At 47.9% G+C, this 22484-nt stretch carries 23 protein-coding genes; 14 read left to right on the forward strand and 9 right to left on the reverse strand.

Translation table 11 applies throughout. The annotated features are described in order from the left end of the window. Nucleotides 1–148: 148 nt before the first annotated feature. From HA050_RS21220 to HA050_RS21235, 4 genes are all read left to right on the forward strand, one after another. A complete protein-coding gene (locus tag HA050_RS21220; RefSeq protein WP_166830451.1) occupies nucleotides 149–1135 on the forward strand; it encodes an SEL1-like repeat protein in 987 nt (328 codons plus the stop codon). A gap of 396 nt (nucleotides 1136–1531) precedes the next feature. Then, nucleotides 1532–2671: an RNA ligase RtcB family protein gene (locus HA050_RS21225; RefSeq protein ID WP_166830453.1), complete on the forward strand. Its 1140-nt coding sequence runs from the start codon at nucleotides 1532–1534 to the stop codon at nucleotides 2669–2671. Beyond that, nucleotides 2668–3288 (forward strand): peptide chain release factor H, encoded by a 621-nt coding sequence (prfH, locus tag HA050_RS21230; RefSeq protein ID WP_166830454.1) that lies wholly within the window; start codon nucleotides 2668–2670, stop codon nucleotides 3286–3288. The genes HA050_RS21225 and prfH overlap by 4 nt, the downstream gene beginning before the upstream one ends. A gap of 43 nt (nucleotides 3289–3331) precedes the next feature. Continuing rightward, entirely contained in the window at nucleotides 3332–3658 is a 327-nt protein-coding gene (locus HA050_RS21235) for a low molecular weight protein tyrosine phosphatase family protein (RefSeq protein WP_166830455.1), read from the forward strand. A 112-nt stretch (nucleotides 3659–3770) separates the two neighbouring features. On the opposite strand, the gene rtcA is transcribed toward HA050_RS21235, so the two are convergent. From rtcA to HA050_RS21250, 3 genes are read right to left on the reverse strand one after another with little or no spacing between them, the layout of a single operon-like run. Then, nucleotides 3771–4784, reverse strand: coding sequence for an RNA 3'-terminal phosphate cyclase (gene rtcA / locus HA050_RS21240; protein WP_166830457.1), 1014 nt, complete (start codon nucleotides 4782–4784; stop codon nucleotides 3771–3773). Nucleotides 4785–4802: 18 nt separating this feature from the next. Next, nucleotides 4803–5606 (reverse strand): nucleotidyltransferase domain-containing protein, encoded by an 804-nt coding sequence (locus HA050_RS21245; protein WP_166830458.1) that lies wholly within the window; start codon nucleotides 5604–5606, stop codon nucleotides 4803–4805. A gap of 12 nt (nucleotides 5607–5618) precedes the next feature. Continuing rightward, a complete protein-coding gene (locus tag HA050_RS21250; protein WP_166830459.1) occupies nucleotides 5619–6839 on the reverse strand; it encodes an RtcB family protein in 1221 nt (406 codons plus the stop codon). Nucleotides 6840–6867: 28 nt separating this feature from the next. Between HA050_RS21250 and HA050_RS21255 the strand changes: the two genes are divergently transcribed. From HA050_RS21255 to HA050_RS21265, 3 genes are all read left to right on the forward strand, one after another. Further along, nucleotides 6868–7029 (forward strand): hypothetical protein, encoded by a 162-nt coding sequence (locus tag HA050_RS21255; protein ID WP_166830461.1) that lies wholly within the window; start codon nucleotides 6868–6870, stop codon nucleotides 7027–7029. A gap of 104 nt (nucleotides 7030–7133) precedes the next feature. Further along, complete coding sequence (gene rtcR / locus HA050_RS21260) at nucleotides 7134–8732, forward strand: RNA repair transcriptional activator RtcR (RefSeq protein WP_166830462.1); 1599 nt, start codon at nucleotides 7134–7136, stop codon at nucleotides 8730–8732. Nucleotides 8733–8914: 182 nt separating this feature from the next. Next, entirely contained in the window at nucleotides 8915–10081 is a 1167-nt protein-coding gene (locus HA050_RS21265; protein ID WP_166830463.1) for a winged helix-turn-helix domain-containing protein, read from the forward strand. A 116-nt stretch (nucleotides 10082–10197) separates the two neighbouring features. Here the strand turns inward: HA050_RS21265 and HA050_RS21270 are convergent, their stop codons facing one another. After that, nucleotides 10198–10935 carry a substrate-binding periplasmic protein gene (locus HA050_RS21270; protein ID WP_166830464.1) on the reverse strand — a complete coding sequence of 246 codons (738 nt, stop codon included), beginning with the start codon at nucleotides 10933–10935 and terminating at the stop codon, nucleotides 10198–10200. Between the two features lie 444 nt (nucleotides 10936–11379). Then, a complete protein-coding gene (locus HA050_RS21275) occupies nucleotides 11380–12261 on the reverse strand; it encodes a hypothetical protein (protein WP_166830466.1) in 882 nt (293 codons plus the stop codon). Between the two features lie 440 nt (nucleotides 12262–12701). Between HA050_RS21275 and HA050_RS21280 the strand changes: the two genes are divergently transcribed. Together HA050_RS21280 and HA050_RS21285 are read left to right on the forward strand one after the other, a co-directional pair. Continuing rightward, nucleotides 12702–13157 (forward strand): hypothetical protein, encoded by a 456-nt coding sequence (locus tag HA050_RS21280; protein ID WP_166830467.1) that lies wholly within the window; start codon nucleotides 12702–12704, stop codon nucleotides 13155–13157. Nucleotides 13158–13251: 94 nt separating this feature from the next. Next, entirely contained in the window at nucleotides 13252–13566 is a 315-nt protein-coding gene (locus HA050_RS21285) for a hypothetical protein (RefSeq protein ID WP_166830468.1), read from the forward strand. A 794-nt stretch (nucleotides 13567–14360) separates the two neighbouring features. Here the strand turns inward: HA050_RS21285 and HA050_RS21290 are convergent. Together HA050_RS21290 and HA050_RS21295 are read right to left on the reverse strand one after the other, a co-directional pair. Next, the gene (locus tag HA050_RS21290) at nucleotides 14361–14708 is read right to left on the reverse strand and encodes a phage portal family protein (protein WP_166830470.1); all 348 of its coding nucleotides are present in this window, start codon (nucleotides 14706–14708) and stop codon (nucleotides 14361–14363) included. Between the two features lie 15 nt (nucleotides 14709–14723). After that, nucleotides 14724–14978, reverse strand: a complete 255-nt coding sequence (locus tag HA050_RS21295) for a phage portal family protein (RefSeq protein WP_166830471.1) — start codon at nucleotides 14976–14978, stop codon at nucleotides 14724–14726. A gap of 254 nt (nucleotides 14979–15232) precedes the next feature. Between HA050_RS21295 and HA050_RS21300 the strand changes: the two genes are divergently transcribed. From HA050_RS21300 to HA050_RS21320, 5 genes are all read left to right on the forward strand, one after another. Next, on the forward strand, nucleotides 15233–15802 hold the full coding sequence (locus tag HA050_RS21300; protein WP_166830472.1) for an aminodeoxychorismate/anthranilate synthase component II: 570 nt from the start codon (nucleotides 15233–15235) through the stop codon (nucleotides 15800–15802). Nucleotides 15803–15879: 77 nt separating this feature from the next. Then, entirely contained in the window at nucleotides 15880–16275 is a 396-nt protein-coding gene (locus tag HA050_RS21305; RefSeq protein ID WP_166830473.1) for a lysozyme inhibitor LprI family protein, read from the forward strand. 270 nt (nucleotides 16276–16545) lie between these two features. Further along, on the forward strand, nucleotides 16546–17568 hold the full coding sequence (gene trpD, locus HA050_RS21310; RefSeq protein ID WP_166830475.1) for an anthranilate phosphoribosyltransferase: 1023 nt from the start codon (nucleotides 16546–16548) through the stop codon (nucleotides 17566–17568). A 107-nt stretch (nucleotides 17569–17675) separates the two neighbouring features. Next, nucleotides 17676–18491, forward strand: a complete 816-nt coding sequence (gene trpC, locus HA050_RS21315; RefSeq protein ID WP_166830477.1) for an indole-3-glycerol phosphate synthase TrpC — start codon at nucleotides 17676–17678, stop codon at nucleotides 18489–18491. Between the two features lie 303 nt (nucleotides 18492–18794). Beyond that, nucleotides 18795–19973, forward strand: coding sequence for a porin (locus HA050_RS21320; RefSeq protein WP_166830478.1), 1179 nt, complete (start codon nucleotides 18795–18797; stop codon nucleotides 19971–19973). A 92-nt stretch (nucleotides 19974–20065) separates the two neighbouring features. Here the strand turns inward: HA050_RS21320 and HA050_RS21325 are convergent, their stop codons facing one another. Both HA050_RS21325 and mltG read right to left on the reverse strand, forming a co-directional pair. Continuing rightward, the gene (locus tag HA050_RS21325; protein WP_166830479.1) at nucleotides 20066–21301 is read right to left on the reverse strand and encodes a hypothetical protein; all 1236 of its coding nucleotides are present in this window, start codon (nucleotides 21299–21301) and stop codon (nucleotides 20066–20068) included. Between the two features lie 121 nt (nucleotides 21302–21422). Continuing rightward, on the reverse strand, nucleotides 21423–22439 hold the full coding sequence (gene mltG, locus HA050_RS21330; protein ID WP_166830480.1) for an endolytic transglycosylase MltG: 1017 nt from the start codon (nucleotides 22437–22439) through the stop codon (nucleotides 21423–21425). Nucleotides 22440–22484 lie beyond the last annotated feature (45 nt).

Below are 22484 nucleotides of genomic sequence, written 5' to 3' on the forward strand. Positions count from 1 at the left end.
GAAAAATAGCGGGCGGGCCGTTCGCTATTTGCTAGACTTATCCACAGTTGCTCGATGAAAAAGCAACGCCCCGGCCTGGGTCAAAATTGGATCGGCAGGGTGGGTCAAATTTCAATCGGCGCTAACATTTCATCGCCAAGAAGCAGCAATGTGGATTGTGGTCAGCTTAAGCAACAGAGACAAGATTACTGAAGCACTTCCATACGCCAAAATTGCGCTGGAGCATGCGGAAATAGCCGATGACGATCATATCGTTGCCCTGCTCAACATCATCTTTAAACATCCGGAATTCACCCCCAGCTTTGTAGAAGCCGTAAAACAAAGTGCTTTATCACGAGAAACAATTGCAGCCCGAATCCTGTACGCCTTGTTTTGTGATCAGGGCCTGCATGGGTTTGAGCGTAATCCGGCAATAGCCGGGCAGTGGTTTCAAGATGCACAGCAGGCCGATCCGCAAAACCGGATATGGGATGAAATTATTTCCGCATTCACCGAGGCCAAAGATTACCTGCCCGCAGCATTACTTGCTCACAAAGGACAAGAGCTCAACAACGATAGTGCAAGCTTTCAATTGGCTTATTTATACGATGAAGGACTCGGTGTTAAACAAGACACCGAGCGGGCCATTGAGCTCTATCAAAAGCTAACGGATAGTTGCCAGCTGGAAGCTCAAAGCAATCTTTTTGTGATCTTCCGCCAACGATTAAACGCGTGCCGGACTAAGGATGAGCGCCACGCAATGGAGAAAAAAACACTCGATGCCATCATTCAGGTAGAGCAATTAGGCAGCGATAATGCAAGCTATACGCTGCACCGCTTGTGCTCCACATTACATACGCCTGAAATCATTGCTCAAATACTGCCCAGATTGCAGGAAGAAGCCACTCAGGGCGTGCCAGAAGCAATGGCGGCACTTGCCGCAATCTTTGGCAGCAAAAAGAAAGGGCATTATCACTACCACAACAGCGTACTTTGGCTGATGGCTTGCGAGGCTTGTGATCCTGAAAACCCTCTGCTTGAAGAAGTAAAAGAAACCGTGTTTGAAAACAGTTTCTTTGGCAGAATAAAACTGGCCTGGGTACAGGCGGGTATCGAGCCACATCAATTGCCTGGCGCAGATAATAATATGGTCTGAAAGCGTTCTTTGTGACCACACGGCCTGTGCCGCTCTGTTTCAGCCAACAGATCAAGCTTTAGCCCAATTGGGATCAGGCCCTGTACCTGCCCCCAATTGGGCGCCCCATCGATCAGACCCTGTTCAAACCAAAACAAATCAGCCTGGCAGACAGCCCTGCTGCGTTTGCACTTTCCGCCACACCCGCCTTAATTTATTTGTGCAATGCGCCATACCCGGTGTAGGATGCGGGCCATTCGTTTTATCAACCGCACTGTTTGAAGGAGAACACATTATGCAAAACACCACTACATTCTCCGCAGTCCGCGCCTAGTTTATCAAGACTTCCCTCCAGTAAGTCCCATTGACCAGGCTTCGGCCTGCCACATCATTTTTTAAATCTGATATGGATTTATCATGGGCAATTACGTTCAAAATTTGTCTGCGCGCGTTAATTTAATCGCGTCTGCAGATACATGGATCGAAGGCGATGCGATCCGGCAATTACAAAACACCGCCAAACTTCCCGGCATGCAATATGTTTCCGGCATGCCTGATTTACATCCCGGCCGGGGCTATCCGGTGGGCGCGGCTTTTTTCTCTGCTGATGTTATTTATCCGGCTTTAATTGGCGGCGATATTGGCTGCGGCATGGCGTTGTGGCAAACCGATATTGCGCTGCATAAAGCCAATCTCAGCAAGCTGGAGAAAAAACTCGGCAATCTTGATGGCCCTTTAGGCGAGGAATGGCAGGATGAAATTGCCGGCTCAATCGCCACACAAACCGGCTTTCAACAGGCACTGGGTACCATAGGCGGTGGTAATCATTTTGCAGAGCTGCAATCAATTGATGAGGTTTACGATGCTGCCGCACTGGATGCGCTGGCCATCAGTAAGCAGCAGCTTCAGCTGCTGGTACATAGCGGCTCGCGCGGCCTGGGGCAGTTTATTTTGCGCCAGCATATTGATCAGCATGGCCACAAAGGTTTAGCTGTGAATACGGCAGATTGCGCGGCTTATCTGCTGGCGCATCAGCAAGCCGTGCAATTTGCCACGCTAAACCGCAGGCTGATTGCCCGGCGGATATTGTTGCGGTTAAACGCAAATGGCCAGGCCGTGCTGGATATCAACCATAATCTGGTTCTGCCCGCACAAATGCATGGCCTGCAAGGCTGGGTGCACCGCAAGGGCGCAACGCCTGCCGATGTTGGCCCGGTGGTGATTCCGGGCTCACGCGGCGATTTCAGCTATCTGGTTTTACCGCTGGCCAGCGATCTGAGTCTGAACTCACTGGCCCACGGTGCGGGCCGTAAATGGATGCGCAGCGAATGCAAAGGCCGCTTAAGCCCGCGCTATACCGTGGCCCAGCTTAGCCGCACCAAGCTGGGCAGCCATGTGATTTGTGCCGACCGGCAACTGATTTATGAAGAAGCCCCCGAAGCCTATAAACCCGCCGAAAACATTATTTCAACTCTGGAAGGCGCAGGGCTGATCCGGGTGATTGCAAGGCTGAGGCCCGTGCTCACATACAAAACCCGCGGGGAGTGCTGCGAATGATTTTATTACAACTCTCTGCCGCACAAGGCCCGCTGGAATGCCAGCTGGCCGTTAGCAAAGCACTGAACCGCCTGATATTTGAAGCCAGACAACGGCAGCTCAAGCTGGATATTTTAGAGCAGGAAGCTGGCGATAAAACCGGAGTTTATCGCTCTGTTTTAATCAGCCTGGATGGAACAGGCGCTGAAGCGCTGGCCCGGCTGTGGGAGGGCACAGTGCAATGGATCTGCCCCAGCCCTTACCGCCCGCGCCAATTACGCAAAAACTGGTTTATTGGCGTTTTGCGCTGTACAGAAACCCAGCGCGATTTATCAGGGGAGATTCGTTTTGAAACCATGCGCTCATCCGGCCCGGGCGGCCAGCATGTAAACAAAACCGAATCCGCAGTGCGGGCAACCCATCTGGCAACAGGCATCAGCGTAAAGGTGCAAACCGAGCGCAGCCAGCACGCCAATAAGCGACTGGCAGAAATGCTGATCGCCCACAGGCTCGCAAGCCTTGCCGGGGAAGCCAGCGCCAGCCAGCGCAGCGAGCGGCGTTTGATGCACTACCAGATTGAACGCGGCAGCCCCAAACGCATTTTTAAAGGCGAGCGATTTGAGCTGGTAATCGCTTAATCAATGGCCCTCCGCCATGGAGGGCCACACAACAGAGAAAATCATGATTCGCGCACTGTTTATTTGTAGCCGAAACCGCCTGCGCAGCCCCACCGCAGAGCAAATCTTTTCAACATTGCAAGGGGTTGAAACAGATTCTGCAGGCCTTGCGCCCGATGCCGATGTGCTGCTTTCATCAGAGCAAATCGGCTGGGCCACTCATATTTTTGTAATGGAGAAAAGCCACCAGCGGCGCTTAAACCAGCGCTTCACCGCCGCCATTAAAAATAAGAAAATCATCTGCCTGAATATCCCGGACGATTACCAATATATGCAGCCAGAGTTAATCCGCTTATTAGAGAAGAAAGCAGGCGGGTATTGGGGAGGCTAAAATCCAAAGCAATTAACTTAAGCGAAATATTCACCGCACGGCAAACCTGCCAGCCTTTCACATGCAAAGCCGCAAAAAACGGCGTGGCTTCACGCATCCAGCAAACACAATATCAAACCGATGAGATACTGACACTCACGGCCTGCCCGCTTGGCTCGTGCTTTATTTTTACAGGTAAAAAACGCTCGATTACGCCAATATTAGTCAGCAAATGGGAGGATGCTTTGGTGCAGGTAAAGCTGCATTCCCCCGCAAGCGCCATACTCAGCAGTAATTGATCAGCAAGGTATTCCCCCACTGCGCCCTGGCTTTCTAAATAGATTTTTGCCAGGCTGGCGGCCTGATTAGCTACGGCTTCTGCACTGGTGCCTTTCTCGCCAAAGCCTGTAAAAATCTCGCTAAGATGCTCATGCACCACTTCAATCAAAACTGCATTACCGGGGCCCTGATCGTTACTTAAAACACGAATATCTCCTGCCACACCTTCAATCCGCTGGCTGATCTGATCAAGCTCCCGCTGAGCCACTTTACCGGGTACTCCGGCAACGAGTGCCTCAGCCTTAATCTGCAGCAATGCGCCTCTGCTGCTTAAGTGCAGTGGGATCAGCGCAGAAACTGGTTTTACACTGGCCGTAATTTCACCTCCACCTGCCGGGTAAAAACCATAGCGTTTTAAAGCAATATCCTGCTGCACACCCATTTTTGCCAGCAGCGGCTGCCAGGCGCGGATCAGAAAATCGGCAGGCGGGGCCGCCTTATTATGCGTGCCACCGCTTACCGAAACCGTACTGGCCTGCTTTGCAAACCAAAGTGCGGGCAAAATAGTTTGCAATACCAAAGTACAGCTGCCCGCCGTGCCTCTAGCAAAACGATAATTCCCGCCCTGCACCGGGCCGGGAATAAAGCGCAGGCTTTGCGAGCCCACCGCCGCGCCTTCAACACTTGCGCCACAAATAGCCGCCGCGGCCTCCACCGCCGTTAAATGCTGGCGCAACAAGCCCGGCTTTCGCCGCCCGGCGCGAATATTTTTTATCTTAAAGCGCTGGCCAGTCATCATGGAAAGCGTAAGCGCGCTCCGCAAAATTTGCCCGCCTCCTTCCCCAACAGCCCCATCCAACTCAATCAATTTATTCTCCTTCTTGTTTTAAGCAGCATCTGCAAGCACCGCTTTATAAAGCAAGCGATCTAAGCTTGTCAGCTGAGCCAGCGGCCTTGGGGCGCTTGTTTCCGCCACTTCCTGCGCCAGGGTTTGCTCAATAAAGGCGTGGATGCGCGGGAAACGAGCGCCGTACTCAGCCTCGCCAGCACTCATTTTTATCGCCAGCAGCTGGTTGATTTCATCTGCCAGTGCGCTCTGGTCTGCAAGCATGGCCTGGGCCAGATCAGCAAACCGCATGGGTGGCATATCTGCCCTGCAGTCTATCCACAGCATGGCCAGCAAGGGGCGCAGCACGTAGAGATACTTTTTCATTCTGACCGTATCTCCTTGCAAATACCCTCTGAAATTCTTTTTGGCCATCGATAAATAATGCCAGCGTGCTTTTTTAGCAGAAAAATACCCGGCCTTTAGAGCCTGTAATTCATCGCAAAGCCAATCTTCCTGCCGATAAATCACCGGCGAATCCAGCCATTCAAACAGGGTGGGATTCGATTTCCCCAGTAAACCCAGCGCTTTGCGCAGCTCCCAGCCGCAGACATCCAGCTCATCGCTGATGGGCACTTCAATCACATCGCGCTGTTTTTCAATATTGAGGTACCAGTCTAATGAGTGCACATAGATAAAACGCACATCGTAATCGCTATCGGGCGAGGCAAATCCCCAGCCCCGGCTGCCCGATTCACAAGCAAATAATATCTTTACCTGATGCCTTGCTTCGATCGCGCTCAATTCATCCATGATGCGCTCCCGAACACGGGCTTCTATTGGGTGGGCGCTCAGTATTTTCATTTTGTTTTCCTGTTACCCCTTCACACAAACCACCTGGCGCAGGGTATGCACAATTTCTACCAGATCAGACTGCGCGGCCATCACTGCGTCGATATCTTTGTAAGCCATGGGAATTTCATCAATCACCTCTGCATCTTTTCGGCATTCCACATGCGCTGTAGCGTTGATCTGGTCTTCCACCGTAAAGAGTTTTTTGGCCATGGTTCTGCTCATAATTCGCCCGGCACCATGGCTGCAGGAGCAAAAAGCCTCTTCATTACCGAGGCCTCGGACAATAAAGCTTTTGGCCCCCATCGATCCCGGAATAATCCCCAGCTGGCCTTTTTGCGCCGAAACCGCCCCTTTACGCGTTACCAGCACCTCAGCACCAAAGTGCGTTTCTTTTTGCACATAATTATGGTGGCAATTTACCGCCTCTACATCGGCCAGAAAGGGCTTGCTGATCACTTTTCGCGCGGCTGCAATCACGTTTTGCATCATCACCGCGCGGTTACGGCGGGCAAAATCCTGCGCCCAGCCCACGGCCTCCACATAATCATCAAAGTGCTGGCTGCCTTCCTCAAAATAAGCCAGATCGCGGTGCGGCAAGTTGGCAATATGCTGGCGCATATCGGCCTGAGCCAGCTCGATAAAATGCGTACCAATCGCATTTCCTACCCCACGTGACCCGGAATGCAACATAAACCACATACGGTTTTCCTCATCAAGGCACACCTCAATAAAGTGGTTACCTGTACCCAGTGTTCCCAAATGCTTGCGATTATTGGTCTTCATTAAGCGGGGATATTTATCGGTAATCTGCTTAAACCCATCTGCCAGCTCACCCCACATGGCATCCACGGTGGCAGGTGGCGTATCCCATGATCCTTTATCCCGGCCGCTTCTGGTTGAGGTACGGCCATGCGGCACGGCGGCCTCAATTGCGCTGCGCAACCCGGCCAGGTTATCGGGCAAATCTCCTGCCATCAGCGTGGTTCTGGCGGCCATCATTCCGCAACCAATATCCACCCCCACCGCAGCAGGAATAATCGCCCCGCGGGTTGGAATCACGCTGCCGATGGTTGATCCCTTACCCAGATGCACATCGGGCATCACGGCCAGATGCTCAAAAATAAAAGGCATTCTGGCAGTGTTTATCAGCTGCTCACGTGCCTCATCTTCCAGCGGCACACCCTTAGTCCAAAGCTTGATTGGCGAAGCGTTTTCCACATTAATCTGGCTGTAATTGCTCATTTTTTTATTCTCATTTGTTGGCTGCGTTGTGCATAAACACAGCGGTTTAAGTAAAGCGGGCCTTGCCCTGATCTTCAGTACGGGTGAAACCCGCTTCATTTTCAGCATGGCCAGCACTACAGTACAGTGCAAGCGCCGTGCCACCCATAAAAACAATGCATCAATTAATCAACAAGCCATTGATTTATAAGTGCAATAAAAATATTTAAACGCAAACCACCCGCACCATTCTTCGCCGAAAACAGATAAAACATGATAAATTAATCTAGTCATTTATATTTTTGGATAAGGCAGATGCAAAAGACCGTGGTGTTTGGCTTTGTAGGCACCGTGCTGGATTATGTGGGCCGGGGCAGCCAGCGCTGGGAAAAGTGGCGCCCTACCATTGGCCTGTGCCAGCAGGAAGAGCTGCTTATCCACCGGATAGAGCTGCTGCACGATCTGCGCAGCCGCGGCCTGTTTGAAAGGCTAAAACAAGATATCAGGCAGGTTTCCCCCGAAACCGAAGTCGTCGGCATTGAAATCAATTTAAGTAATCCATGGGATTTTGAAGAGGTTTACGCCGCGCTGCATGATTTTGCCCACGGCTACCGCTTTGATACCGAGGCCGAAGACTATCTGATCCATATCACTACCGGCACGCATGTGGCGCAAATTTGCTGGTTTTTGCTGGCTGAATCGCGCTATTTGCCCGCCAAACTGATCCAGACCTCGCCCGATCGCAAAGAGCAAGGCCCGGCTGGCCGTTACACCCTGATTGATCTGGATTTATCCCGCTATAACAAAATTGCCAGCCGCTTTGCCCAGTTGAAAGACGAAAGCGTTTCTTTTTTGAAATCAGGCATCGCCACACGCAATCCGCACTTTAACCGCATGATTGAGCAAATCGAAAGAGTAGCAATTCGATCCAAAGCGCCCATCTTGCTGAGCGGCCCCACGGGCGCAGGCAAATCATTTTTAGCCCGCCGTATTTATGAAATGAAAACGTCCAGGCACCAAATCAGCGGGCGTTTTGTAGAGATAAACTGCGCCACACTGCGCGGCGACAGCGCCATGTCTGCCCTGTTTGGCCATGTAAAAGGCGCATTTACCGGCGCACAAACCGAGAGAGCTGGCCTGCTGCGCAGCGCCGATGGCGGTTTACTTTTTTTAGATGAAATTGGCGAGCTGGGGCTGGATGAGCAAGCCATGCTGCTCAAAGCCATCGAAGAAAAACGCTTTTTCCCCTTTGGCAGCGATAAAGAAGTCAGCAGCGATTTTCAGCTGATCGCAGGCACCGTGCGCGATCTGAAACAATGGGTGGCCACGGGGCGCTTTCGGGAAGACCTATACGCCAGAATCAATTTATGGCTGTACGAATTGCCCGGCCTTGCCGATCGCAGTGAAGACCTGGAGCCTAATCTGGAATTTGAACTGCTGCGCTACGCCAAAGAGCAAGGCGAGCAAGTGCGCTTTAATGCCGAAGCCAGACAAAGCTATTTAAAATTTGCCAGCAGGCCAGAGGCTAAATGGTCTGGTAATTTTCGCGAGCTATCCGCCTCTGTCACCCGCATGGCCACGCTGGCAGAAAACGGGCGCATCACCCAGGAAAACGTAAACGAAGAAATCACCCGCCTGCAGCAAGCTTGGCACAACAATACCCCCAATGAATTAGACGAATTAATGGGGAGCAAAGCCGGTGAGCTTGATTTGTTCGATCGCATGCAGCTGGAAAAAGTCATCCAGATCTGCAAAGCATCTGATTCGCTGTCTGATGCAGGCAGAAAACTATTTAATATATCGCGCCTAGAAAAAGCAAAAAGCAATGATGCAGACCGCTTAAGAAAATTTCTGGCCAAATTTGAATTGGATTGGGGCAAGGTAAAAGGAAGTGGTCTGGCGGGTGGCGCTTAAATATGAGTATTGCGCGAAGCATCACTCTGCCAAAAATCCACAAGCGATGCCAGGCCCTGCTTCATATCAAACCCAGCCCTCCCCGCTGCACATAATTTTTATACTAATAAGCAAATACTTTGCCTGATCTTTGATTCACAGTATCATAAATAGAACGTTCGTTCTGATTATATTGAGAGGCTATGGATTCATCGCTTATTATTCAATTACGGCGGCATGCTTTAACACGGCAAGGCCTGCAATCCGAAGCCATTTTCGGCAGAGGCCCCGCTGCTACGCTTGCGGCAATTGAGCATCTTGGCTATGTGCAAATAGACACTATCTCAATCATCGAACGTGCACATCATCATATTCTTTGGTCACGCGTGCCCGATTATCAGCCTGTTTTTTTAAATCAACTGCTCGAAAACCGCCAGATTTTCGAATACTGGTTTCATGCCGCATCCTACCTGCCCATGCGAGATTATCGTTTTGCGCAGCATCGCATGGCCGCGGTCAGAAACAGTACCTGGGCTAATTATCACGACATTCCCGCCAGCCTGATGAATGAAATCTTACTAAGGGTGCGGGATGAAGGGCCATTGCGGGTACGAAATCTGGAGAACAACAAAGGAAAAAGCGGCAGCTGGTGGGACTGGGGGCCGGGGAAACGAGCCATAGAAAAGCTGTTTCTGCAGGGCGATCTGATGATCTGCCAGCGCATCGGCATGGAAAAAGTCTACGAGCTGCGGGAGCGCATGCTGCCTGCCAATATTGATACACGCCAGCCAGATCTCGCCGATTATGCAGGCTATCTGCTGCAAAACTATTTACGCGCGCACAGCGTGGTGACATTCGGGCAACTCACCCATCTGCACACCGATCCAGCCTTAAAAAAAACCATGCGCGAGCTGCTGGAGGCCCAAATCGCCAGCCATCAGATCGAGGCCATCAGCAGCGCGGCCATGCCAAAAGCCTACGCAGAAACGAGTGCACTCACCCAAGCCTTATCGGCCGCCCCCTGCGTGCACCTGCTATCGCCATTTGATAACGCCATCATCCACCGCAAACGCCTGAACCAGCTGTTTGGCTACGACTATAAGCTGGAATGCTATGTGCCCGCTGCCAAACGCAAATATGGCTATTTCTGCCTGCCCATCCTCTTTGGCGATCACTTTGTGGGCCGCATCGACTGTAAAGCACACCGGCAGGAACAAAGACTGCAAGTCATCAGCATGCACTTAGAATCCCAAATAAACAGCCCCACCCTGTTTGCAGAAGCATTGATGCAAAAGCTACAGCAGTTTGCAATATTTAATGGCTGCGGGCAGCTTGATATTCAGAATATCAAAGGCCTGCCAGGCATATGAGCCACTTTTTTAGCCGCCATGCGGGTTAATGGGTAAATTTAAAATGGTTAGTAAGAGAGAAAACGGCAAAAAATGACACATTCAATAAAATAAATAAATTTAAAAATCATATATATCTAATCTAATTTTTTTGCCGCATTTTTTAGTGCATCAATCACTTTCTTGTCCGTCCCCTTATTGATAGCAATATACAGATTGCTGTCAATTTCATTTAAAGAATAAACAGCAGTTACAAGCGAGGAATCCAACTTTAACTGCTCCAATTTTGCATTAAGACCAATTTCAGTCAGAATTGCCAAGTCACAACGCCCTGCTATAAATTTCTTAAAATTCATTGTTGAATCATTCGATTCATCAATCAAGGGAAATCCGCTGCGTTTTAAATACTCCGCGCGATAATCAGCGCGTACAGCGCATACCGAGTATTTTTTTGCTTCATTAATATTACTTATTATAATATCCTTTCTGCTTGAAAGCCTATAAAAAAATACAACAGCATCATATATTTTATAAATATATTCAAGCTTTTCTAAGCGCTCTGGGGTTTTTGCAATAGGATAAATCATAACATTAGGTTTTGTTAATGCCTCAACATATGAACGAACCCAGGGTCGGACTTCAATACTTTCTTCTGTCAGCTTTATTTCCTTAAGAAAGTTATTAAGCTTTTTGGTGGCCAGCCCCCCAATCACTCCTTTAGCATCAACAATGACATAGGGCGGATCATTTTCTGTATAGATAGTAAGACTTTTAAAGCCATCATCAGCATATGCTTCCTGTGGCATTGCCAAAAAAGAACAAATTAAAAGCACAACAAACCTGGTTGTTAAATTTAATTTACTAAACAGATTCATTGTTTAGATCCTTTAAATTAATTACAAAAAATCACTAACAAAACAGAAGCATGGAGCAGCCATTTAATTCTCCGCAATTAATTTATAAATTCATTCAAATCAAAAGAGATTGCATTTAATTTAGAATAAGAATGGTGATAGTGCAAGCCAGAAAACAATGGAGCAAGCTTGAATAAAAATTCAAAATTGAAGCACGATTATCAAAAAATAAATTCTTGGTAAAAATAGGATACGCTCATTATTGCCCATGTTGCTAACAACATGATTATAACCAAGGCCAAAATACTCACCCGTTCAGTATTCAAACCATACGCACAATCAGCCATAAAAAAACTAAAGCGAGACAGGAACGTGTCTTATACCGAGCACAAAGTGCCATAGCCCGCGCCAAGCATAGATGAGTAAGAAAATTATCTTAGAAAAAACACAATTGATACAGCGCTTTTAAAAAGAAATTGAACCCCTTACCCATGTGCAAAATTTTCGGCCATGGTAAATAAATTCAGGCCCCTGCTTACGGGCAAGAAGCAGCTTTACCACCAAGTGATGCAGCTCATCAGCCGCGAGAGAGAAATCTGTCAGCCCACGAATAAACGTTTCTAAAGCAAGCCGTAAAGGATCTGACTCTGCCCTCGTCAACAAAGGGCCCAGCGCATCACTTGTAAGCCGCTCCTCCAAAGCACGCATGCGCAGGCAAACCACATTACTCGTGCTAAGCGGGGCCAGAAAAATCAAGAGAATGGCTTCCTGCATCCAGTAAGGCATGCTTTCACTCTCGCTGCGGCTATAAAAACCTGCGGGTATTGTCTCAAAAACTAACGTGGCATAAGCAAAATAACTGACCAGGCTCTCGTGCTCATCAATCACATCAGATATCACACTAAAGTACTCATCATTTCTGATTGCATCTGCAAGTGTTTTATCAATATGATTCAGCACCGTATCAAAAAATGCATGCACTGCAGCAAGCCCTGTTGTAGTTACCTCATAGGGTAACGCAAGAATTGCATCCTTATGCTGTGTCATAAGCTTTTGCACTTCAGCATTTTCAGATACGGGCATTGCAACGCAATCAGGACCGTACTGCCTCCAATATTCTGGCAAAGCCCCCATATCACTCTCCATTGCTACTTGAAGATAAGCAAACCGAAGTGTAAAAAAATGGCGAAGTTTGGCAATTTCTTTTTTGGTGACAAAGCGATCGTTATCAGGATTCAATTTTCTGCTACTTACAAAAAGAGATAATTTATTTAATAAGAAGAGCCAAATCGCCAGCCCCAATGGAAAAATGAACGGTATGAGCTTGAAATACCGCCACCCCGCCAATCGAAAAAATCCTTACAAGAAAAGAAAAAAATAAATACAAAACCATTCATTTTGAATGACCACACCACTTAAATCAATCTGTTCCGGAGTAAACATGCAAAGCGAAAAATTAAAACGGGGCGATAAAGTATGCGTGATCGCTCCTTCAAGAAGCCTTGGGATTATTTCACAGCAAACCATCAGCCTTGCCAAACCGCAACCAAGACCTGACCCCAATTTACCCACAATTGGGAAATGACAAAAATAAAGCTACTCAAATCAGCCCCCTGCATAGAAAGTGAGCCCGTAAGAAAAAAAGAACTGAAAGACGGCGTAAAATTTAACTACCGAGGCGACAGCTGGTTTGACAATTACCGAAATTGACCTATATTTGGAAGCGAAACGGAAATAGTATTTTGGATTCTCTTATTTAATGATCATTAATCGCTAAGGAGATAAATATGAAAGAGTTATTTCTTAGTCTATTTTTACATTCGTCAATTAGCATACTAATTCTTTATAGCGCAACAGTTTCAGCGCAATACGTTCATCCAGAAGCATGTGATCAAACCCAAAATGGTTGGGCATATCGTTGTAATACGAAATACTATTCATCTATGGGTGTTATTGAATACTCACTAAAATCAACTTCTTCGCAAGCCGTTGATTTTAAAATTTCAAATTGGGCTAGTGTTTGTGGACGGTCTGGCGATCTTACATTTGATAAGGCATATACGCTTAACCCTAGTGCTACTTTGCCGCATTGCTCTAAATATAGGAATCCAAATCCTGGTTATGATAATTGCAATGAAGTCTATGTTTATCAGTGTTCTCAAAACGGCCAGTCTGTCCCTTGCAGCTCAGTATTAACTATTAACTTAGTTGGTGCCGACGTAATGGGCGCGTGCGTCTTATAGGAGTCAGGTCTTGCATTAACATAATTTAAAACATAAGCTGTGTTATTGCAAATCCTGACTCCAGCTTTCTATTATTTATTTTTAGGATGCAATAATGCGAATCATAGTAAACGTATCAATTATAGAAGATTCAACTGCTGGCAACTTTCAAAAAACATTCAATACACAAGAAGTAGAAATCACCCACGAAAACGATACTATGATGCAAAGCGTAGATGAGCTAACTTCTAAAGGAAGTCATCCATCAAAAATAATTTGGTTTCAAAGCAACGCAGACTCATTGAAAAACATTACAAATATAAAAATCACCCAAAACAATGGAAATGTATTAATTAACGGCACGTTAAATTTTTACTACGGGAGGCCAAAAAATATTGATGATGGTGTGGTATTTTATGTTCTTGAATAAACTTAAAAGACCAAACCCACTATTTAAATTCGAATAGCTAAAATGCAGTCTAAAAAATCAGGGCCAGATATTGAAATCCAACAAATAGTTTCCATGATTGTTGGATTTCAATATCTGGTCCAAGCGTCTCTTTGCTTTAGATACGCCCAAAGTAATTCGGCCTGCTGATTACAGCTTTGATCTGATCTGCTCATATTGGGATCGGTGAGATTACTCCGCTTCGATGGTTTAATTCAGGAGAGTAAAATGAGTGACTTTGATCCACATTCAGTTGCGTACGGCCTACACTTAGAGGAGTTCAACGATCTTCCAGAAAAAACTAGGAAACAACTAGTCCGCTTAATTAGCCGAATTTCAGAGGCGTCATTCCGAAGAGGGTTTCAGCATGGCTGTGTTCAAACAAAGAATGGATCAGTTCAGATAGATCCAGCCATACTACGCTTCAAACGATCACTAGACGTTTCACCATGGGCAGAATCAGCGTCCGGTGGCATGTCAGCTATAGATCGACTCCAATGTGAGTATGGTGTGCTTTCGCAACTTGGACTTGCCCCCCTCTAAAAACGCGTAATGCTCAACACGCAGATTCAGCCGACGCAAGTCTTCATAGCTGATACTAGTCGTTAGGCGTAATTTATGAGCATTGAGGTAAGCTACTGAATATAGGCACCAAAGTCCAAGACAAAACGCATCAAAAAAATATTTAAGAAATCTGTTTTGATCAGTAAACAGGTTCTATTGCTTACTTAATAAGTCTTAATTAAATCAGCCCCACTTATTGGGGCTGATTTGCTTTACTCTGCCGTTACTGAATACGTCTTAAACCGGATCACCTCCACCCCCAGCCAGTCGTTTAGCTCCTTCATCCGCTCCTGCAAGGGCTCAATCTCGTTATAAGCAAACACGGTGGCGGCTTTCTCTACGTCGCCCATGCCGCCGGTGTTGTTGGGGATGATGCCCATCAGTTGTGCCGGTACGCGGTGGGCGCTTAGCTGGTCGTCGCGGGTTACGTTTTTGATGTTCCAGAAGTCGTCCTTTGCCGCCACTTCAGAAATGGGCAGGATCTGCATGCCGTCTTTCTTGCCGCCCGGCGCGTACACCATCAGATTTTTAAAATTACCCGGGCCTTTGCTGCCTTTCAATGCTTCGCGTCGGTCTTACAGGATAAAACCGGCGTGGCGGCCTTTGGCAAAGTAGCGGCGGCGAAACAGCGTGGCCGATTCATTCAGCAATGTTGAATTAAGCGCCGACAGGTATTCGGGCAGGCCGTAAATCTTCTGGTTAATATCGGGCTCTAATAAATAAAAGATGGCCTCCTGCTGGAATTGGTGCTCCTTGGTGTAATCCAGGATCTGAAAGTATTGTTCTTCTTTTACGCCTGCCCGCATATATTTAGCCAGCGCATGTTTCATGCCCGGCGGGCTTGCTGGCCTAAATGACAGATTGCATTTACAGGCAAATCAATGTCCAGCGTAATATTGGCTCAATAAAATAAGTCTATTTTTCTATGCGCTAGACGCCCTGCGCCTGTACTGCGATAATTTACAGAACAAGGGCGTTTATCGCAGCCTCCGTGATAACGCAAAAAAATAACCGGCTAAGATGCCGGACAACAGATAAGCAGCATCCACATTCAACCCTATAAAATCAAGGACATAACCTAACCATGCTGCTTATGCTAGATAATTACGACTCCTTTACATATAACTTAGTCCAGTATTTTGGTGAACTGGGGCAAGACGTGCAGGTGCATCGCAATGATGAAATTACCATCGAAGAAATCGAAGCTTTAAAGCCTAAATATCTGGTGGTGTCCCCCGGCCCATGTTCTCCTACCGAAGCAGGTATTTCTTTGGCTGCGATTCATCACTTTGCCGGTAAGTTGCCTATTTTAGGTGTTTGCCTTGGGCATCAGGCCATTGGCCAGGCTTTTGGCGGTAAAGTCATTCACGCGCAAACGCTGATGCATGGCAAAGTATCGCAAATAGAGCACAGCAATACGGGTGTGTTTAAAAACCTGCCTTCCCCCTTTACTGTGACCCGTTATCACTCGCTTGCAATTGAGCGCTCCAGCCTGCCAGACTGCCTGGAAATCACGGCATGGACAGAAGATGGCGAGATCATGGGCGTGCGGCATAAAACACTGCCGATCGAAGGTGTGCAGTTTCATCCTGAATCGATCCTTACCGAGCACGGCCATGCCATGCTGGATCAGTTTTTAAAAGAATGGGCCTGACAGACTCTAAGCCGCTTTAAGGCCTCTGCCGTGCCTGCCACAGGCACCAGCCCCCTCTTTTTCACCCAGGATAGATCATGCGCCTTATCTTTACCCTCTCTTGCGCCTTACTTGCTTTCAGCGCGCAGGCACAAACATCGCCTCCGGCCCAGGTAGAATGCGATGGCGCAAATCAAATTCTGATTAAAACCTGTTTAGCCAAGCTGGCCCCGCAGGCTGAACAAGATCGAAAAAATGCAGAAGCCGCAGCCCGGGCAATGATGAAAAACCTGGACCGTGCCACCGGCCGTCCAGAGGCATTGCCCGCCTTCAAAAAAAGCACCCGCGCCTATGAAACGTACCGTCAGGCGCATTGCGCCTGGGTAGGTAAAAGTTTTGCAGGCGGCAGCGGAGCCGGGATTGCTGAGCTGTCCTGCCGGATAGATTTGGATCGTTCCCGCTCTGATGAGCTTTCGCGCTTTTATGTACAGTAGCCCTGTGCAGCTTTAGCTTAATAATTTGAGTTCAGAATCTGAAACTGCGCCCTGATCCTAAGTGCAAAACAAAAAAAACTTCAACAAATAGTGTTTTCAAAGCACTGATATAACTCGCCGTATCCCATGTTCAGCACCTGCATTTCATTCAGCAGCCTGAGATGGCCCGCTTAATTGCTTCATCATTTCACGCCTGCCTGTTTGCAGCGTTTTTTGCCAGACCACGACTTATTTGCCGCCAGATCACCCGCCCCAAGCCAAGGAGCACTCATGATTACTATTCAAGCCGCACTCAATCGCCTGATCGATAACAACGAATTGTTTTATGACGAAATGCTGTATCTCATGCGGCAAATCATGACAGGGGAAATGTCCCCTGTTCAGACCGCCGCCCTCTTGATTGGCTTACGCACTAAAGTTGAAAGCGTGTCTGAAATTGCCGCATCGGCCACGGTGATGCGCGAGCTGTCCACCAAAGTGAATGTACAAGACCGCAGCCATCTGATTGATACCTGCGGCACTGGGGGCGACGGCGCACACACCTTTAATATCTCGACTTGCGCCGCTTTTGTCGTTGCCGCCGCTGGCGCAAAAGTCGCCAAACATGGTGGCAGGTCTGTTTCATCCAGCTCTGGCTCCGCCGATGTGCTGGAAGCCTTTGGTATCAACTTAAACCTCAGCGCAGAGCAAGTGGGCCGCTCTATTGATGAAATTGGCCTGGGCTTTATGTTCGCCCCCAATCATCACAGCGCCATGAAATACGTTGCGCCTATCCGCCGTGAGCTGGGCGTGCGCACCATTTTTAATATTCTGGGCCCGCTGACTAATCCGGCAGGCGCAGAAAACCAGCTGATGGGCGTTTTTCACCCTGATTTAGTCGGGATTCAGGTGCGCGTGCTCAAACAGTTGGGCAGCAAGCATGTACTGATTGTGCATGGCAAAGATGGCATGGATGAGATCTCCATTTCAGGCCCTACCCTGATCGCCGAGCTAAAAGACGGGCAGATTAACGAGTTTGAATTTGATCCGCGTGATTATGGCTTTGAGCTGGCGGATATCAAAACACTGCACGCAAATGATGCACAACAATCCAAACACATTATTGAGCAGGTTCTGGCCAATCAGGCCAGCCCATGCCGCGATATTGTGCAGCTGAACGCCGGAGCAGCGATTTACGCAGCGGGCAAAGCCGAATCACTGGTGGCGGGGATTCAGCGGGCGGGCCAGGTACTGGCAGATGGCAGCGCCCGGGCCAGGCTGGATGCGCTGGTGCAATTCACTCAAAGCATTTAAATCACAAATTCATTTTGCAGGGCGGCTGAAACCCGCCTTTTTTAAAGCGCTGGTAAGCAGCAGCGATCTGCACCGCGGTTTGCCATGCCTTAACAAAAGAGCCAAATATGTCTGACATCTTAAAAAAAATCTGGGCCACCAAATACGAAGAAGTAGCTGCGGCCAGCAAATTGATTCCATTGCATGAAATTCGTGCTCAAGCCGAAGGCAATACAGACTTACGTGACTTTGCGGGTTCATTACGCAACAAAAATGTATTTGGCCACCCTGGCATTATTGCGGAGATCAAAAAAGCCAGCCCGTCCAAAGGCGTGATTAGGGCTGATTTTCAGCCGGCAGTTCATGCGCAGGATTACGCCGCACATGGTGCAGCCTGCCTGTCAGTTCTCACCGATGTACCTTACTTTCAAGGGCACCTTGATTACCTGAAAGCGGCCAGGTCAGCATGCAATCTGCCCGTTCTGCGTAAAGATTTCATGGTGGATGAATATCAAATTTTTGAAGCCCGCGCATGGAGCGCAGATTGCATCCTGCTCATTGCAGCAGAGTTAAGCTTAAGTCAACTGCAAGACTTTGAAGCGATAACGCACAGTCTGGGCATGGCTGCCTTAGTAGAAGTACATAACGAGGCTGAATTAGAGCTGGCATTACAGCTTAAAACGCCATTACTGGGAATTAACAATCGCGATTTGCGCAGCTTTGAAGTTTCGCTACAAAACACTCTGAAACTGCTTCCCATGATTACAAGCGATCGTATCGTGATCACAGAAAGCGGCATTGTCACCCCGGATGATGTTGTTCTGATGCAACAAAATCACGTTAACAACTTTCTGGTCGGTGAAACCTTTATGCGAGCGGAATCTCCCGGAAGCTGCATAGATGCTACGTTTGGCCCGGCTTACAAAGGGTTCGTACGGGCTTAAACCTATTTTTTTGTCATATACTTTTAATAAAACTCCCCTAGACTTGGCATTGTTCGAAAGCAATTTGTTGCTGTAAACATACAACTGCTTTCTAAATGCGTGCATTAGTGATTCATGAACCTTGGCTTTTTTGTGAGCTGACTTTGAAAAAACTTAGCCAACCAGAAAGCATAAGAAATGTCATAATGCCGCAAAAGAATATAAAATGGCTTCTTATAACAAAAGTGCCGTGATCTTTACCAATGCAGAAGTGGCAAACCCCTTGCCACTTCATCCACTCGTTTTTTGGGAGTAGTACAGATTATGAAAAAGCTTATCGCCCTTGCTATCTCTGCTGCATTTGCTGCACCTGTAGCATTCGCAGATGTAGAACTTGGCCCATTCAGCATTTACGGCACATTGGGTTCTGCTGTTGAAGTGATTTCTGTAAACAACAACAGCGGCGCGGCAATTGCTAACACTGCAGACAGCCAAACCCGCCTGATGGACCAAACATCCAAACTGGGTTTCAAAGCCAAATATGACCTGGGCAATGACTTCTTCGCTCTTGCTCAAGTTGAAAGCCGTTTCTACCTTGGTAACAACGGTGACAACACCGATGACAAAGCTGAAATTGGCAGCCGCAATACATTCGTTGGCGTAGGCGGCAAGCAAGTCGGTACTTTACGCCTTGGCCGTTATGACAATGCATACAAATTGTCACTGAAACAAATCGTTCCTACTCTGTACGGCAACCTGAACGATGCGTCTTCTACCTACGGCTCCAAGCAAATTCTGAACCGTCTTGGCGCACGCCAGGGTGATATGGTTGCTTACGAGACACCAGACTGGGCAGGTTTCAGCGCTAACTTAAGCCACAACTTTGGTAAAGATTCTGCTAACTCCATTTCTGCCGGTGCTGCAGGTACACCAAGCAACACACCTGCAACAGATTTGATGGGCCAAACTTCGGTTTCTTTAGGCTACAAACACAGCCTGTTTAATGTTGGCTTTGGTTACACAACAGTAAACAATGCAGCCTGGAAACTGGATGGCAGCAGCGGTGCAAAAGCAGCCAACTTCACAGGTACACAAAAGCTTGAAGCTTACCAACTGGGCGGCCAGGTTAATTACATGGACTTCAGCGCAGGTGCAGTGTTTGAACGCACTTCTTCAAGCGTAAGCGGTCTTGCTGCGGCTAAGAACTTCGATCAGAAACAAAATGTTTATGGTCTGATCGCTGGCTACAAAAAAGATGCTCTTGAAGTACAAGTTCAATACGCAAAAGCAAATGACGTAGATGGCACAACACTGACAGATACTGGTGGCCAGCAAGCTACCATCGCTGTAGGCTATCAGTTCCATAAATATGTTCAGGCCGTTGCTTCTTTCTCAAAAGTAGACAACCAAAAGAACTCTAACTTCACTACCGCTTCTGGCTTTGCTTTAGCAAAAGGCAATGACATGAACCAGTTCGCATTTGGTCTGGTTGGTAAGTTCTAAGACACATTATTTCCAGCCTCCTGGCTGGCTGATAATTGAAAGGCCTCCCATTGCGGGAGGCCTTTTTTATTCACCCTTCCACCTCTGCCAAGTTAGAACCAGGCGCCAAAATTGGCCTGCCAGCCCTGTACATTTTCGCCCTTGGTAAAACTAAACCCAAAACGTAAATCTGCTTCTTTAGAATGAGCAGGGCGAATCGTGCCTAATGTAAAGCCAAGCTCGGTTTGATAGTTGCTGAATAAATCTGTGCCGGTATAACGACTATCCACTAAATAAACTTCCCAGGTCAAAGGATCTGCACCCAATTTCCATGGACTGTCTCTGGAATAAAGCAAGCCATTATGAAACACCGTATTTGCAATCCCCGGATCAAACGATTTGCCATCTACGGTTAAACGCAGCGCCTTATAGTAGCCCAGCATATTGCCCAGGGTAATTGAATAAGCATCGCCACGCCAGACATAGCTGGATGCAATCGCCCCCGAGCCCATGGCCGCCGCACCCGCTAAATCACTGGAATAAGTGCCCCGCCCTGAGCCCGTAACGCTGAGCACCCAATTTTCAAAAATGGGCCGGCGATAAAAAAGACCCAAACTGCCATCGTAGCCTTTAGCCCCATCGCTTGAGGTATAGCCAAGCGGCAGATCCACAATTAATTCGTGATTGGGTTCAGAAAACTGATAAGAATAAGAAAGCGGCAAATTATAAGTATCGCTTTCCATTTCTTTAGCGCTGCCCACGGCATCACTCTTCATATGCTTAAAATTAGCGCCAACGCCAAAACGATGCCGGCCATCACTGCTTTGCCCCACCGTTGCGGTGGTATTTCTGGCCCCAAACCAAAGCAATTTGGCATCATTACTTACCGCACGGGACATCAGACTATTTGGATTACCCGCAATAGGATCAACAGGTGAAACAGAAACTAAATGCCTGGCCATTTTTTCTAATAAATCAGTGTGATTTTTTAAATATTCTTTTAATAAATCACGGCTTTCATTCCGGGTTGCCCCAGCAAATGATTCGCTGATTTCTAAAACAGGAATTTGAAAAGTCAGCAGCGTTGAGCCCTGCTGCGGAAAAGCCAGTTGAATAGGCATGCCGCGAAAATTAAGCACGCTATTAATGGCCTCAACCCCACTATAAGTAGGGAAAATAACTTTTAACTTGTCTTCATAATAGGTATTAGCGGCTTCCTCGGCAGTTGTAAAACTCCCCTGTCCGGACTGACCATTCATCGTTGCAGTAAAATCAAACACGCCGGCATGGCTGTTAACAAGCCATGCCGAACAGAAAACCACCAGACATCCACGAGGAAGAGCATGCATCACGGTACTCCAAAACGATATGTATCCGTTCTAGATGGTGCATCGCAAAAATCAAGCGCTCGCTCAGGCAAAAGAAGATAAGTGAAATCTAAGAATTCTGGCTTTTAGCAAATAAAAAGCCTTACTTTTTCAAAATATACTTACGTACCGCACTATTGTGCTCATCCAGATTATTAGAAAACACCGAGCTGCCATCCCCTTTCGCCACAAAATACAGCGCCGTCGTTGCAGAGGGGTGCATCACCGCCTTTAATGCCGCATCCCCCACCATGGCAATGGGTGTAGGCGGTAAGCCACTGCGGGTATAGGTGTTATATGGCGTATCAGTAAGCAAATCGATTTTGCGCAAACGCCCGTCAAGTGATTCACCTGCCCCATACATCACAGCAGGATCGGTCTGCAAACGCATGCCAATCCGTAAGCGGTTTGCAAATACACCAGCAATCATCGGGCGATCAACCGCAAGGCCGGTTTCTTTTTCAACCAAAGAGGCCAGAATCAGCGCCTCGTAGGGCGTTTTCAACTGCACATTTTGTGAGCGCCCGGCCCATGCCTTATCCAGCTTGCTTTGCATACGCTGATTGGCTCTTGCCAAGAGTTTTAAATCTGAGCTGCCCTTATCCACATGATAGGTGTCAGGGAAAAACAAGCCTTCGGGGCTCAGTGCACTGATGCCCAGCTCAGCCAACAGTTCGGCATCCGACATCAAAGCACTGTCGTGGCGTAAATGTGGGTTGGTATTTAAGGCCTTGCGAAAATCGCTCCACTTCCAGCCTTCAATCAAAGTAAAAGTCAGGGTGGTGGTATCGCCATTACTGAGTTTTTCTAAAAGCTGCCAGGGGCTGAGTGGCGCACTGATGCTATAGCTGCCTGCTTTCAATAACTTGTCTTTACCGGTTACCCGGGCCAGTACTAAAAACGGCAGGGCCTGATCAATCACGCCCTGCTTAAGCAACTGATCCGCTACTTTTTTAACGCCACCTGACTCCACTACAAAGTCTGATGTTGTATGCACCTGAGGCGTGCTGGCATATTGATAAAGCCAGGCTGCACAGGCCACCAGCAGCACAATAAGCAGCAAGAACAAGCGCCCCAGCGAGCGCCCTAAAGTAGGTTGGTTTTGTCGTTTTTTTGCCATGCGGGCAACTTACCTTCAATAATCGTTAGTATTGCAAACTTACGC

Source organism: Iodobacter violaceini (assembly GCF_011601265.1).
Lineage (GTDB): Bacteria > Pseudomonadota > Gammaproteobacteria > Burkholderiales > Chitinibacteraceae > Iodobacter > Iodobacter violaceini.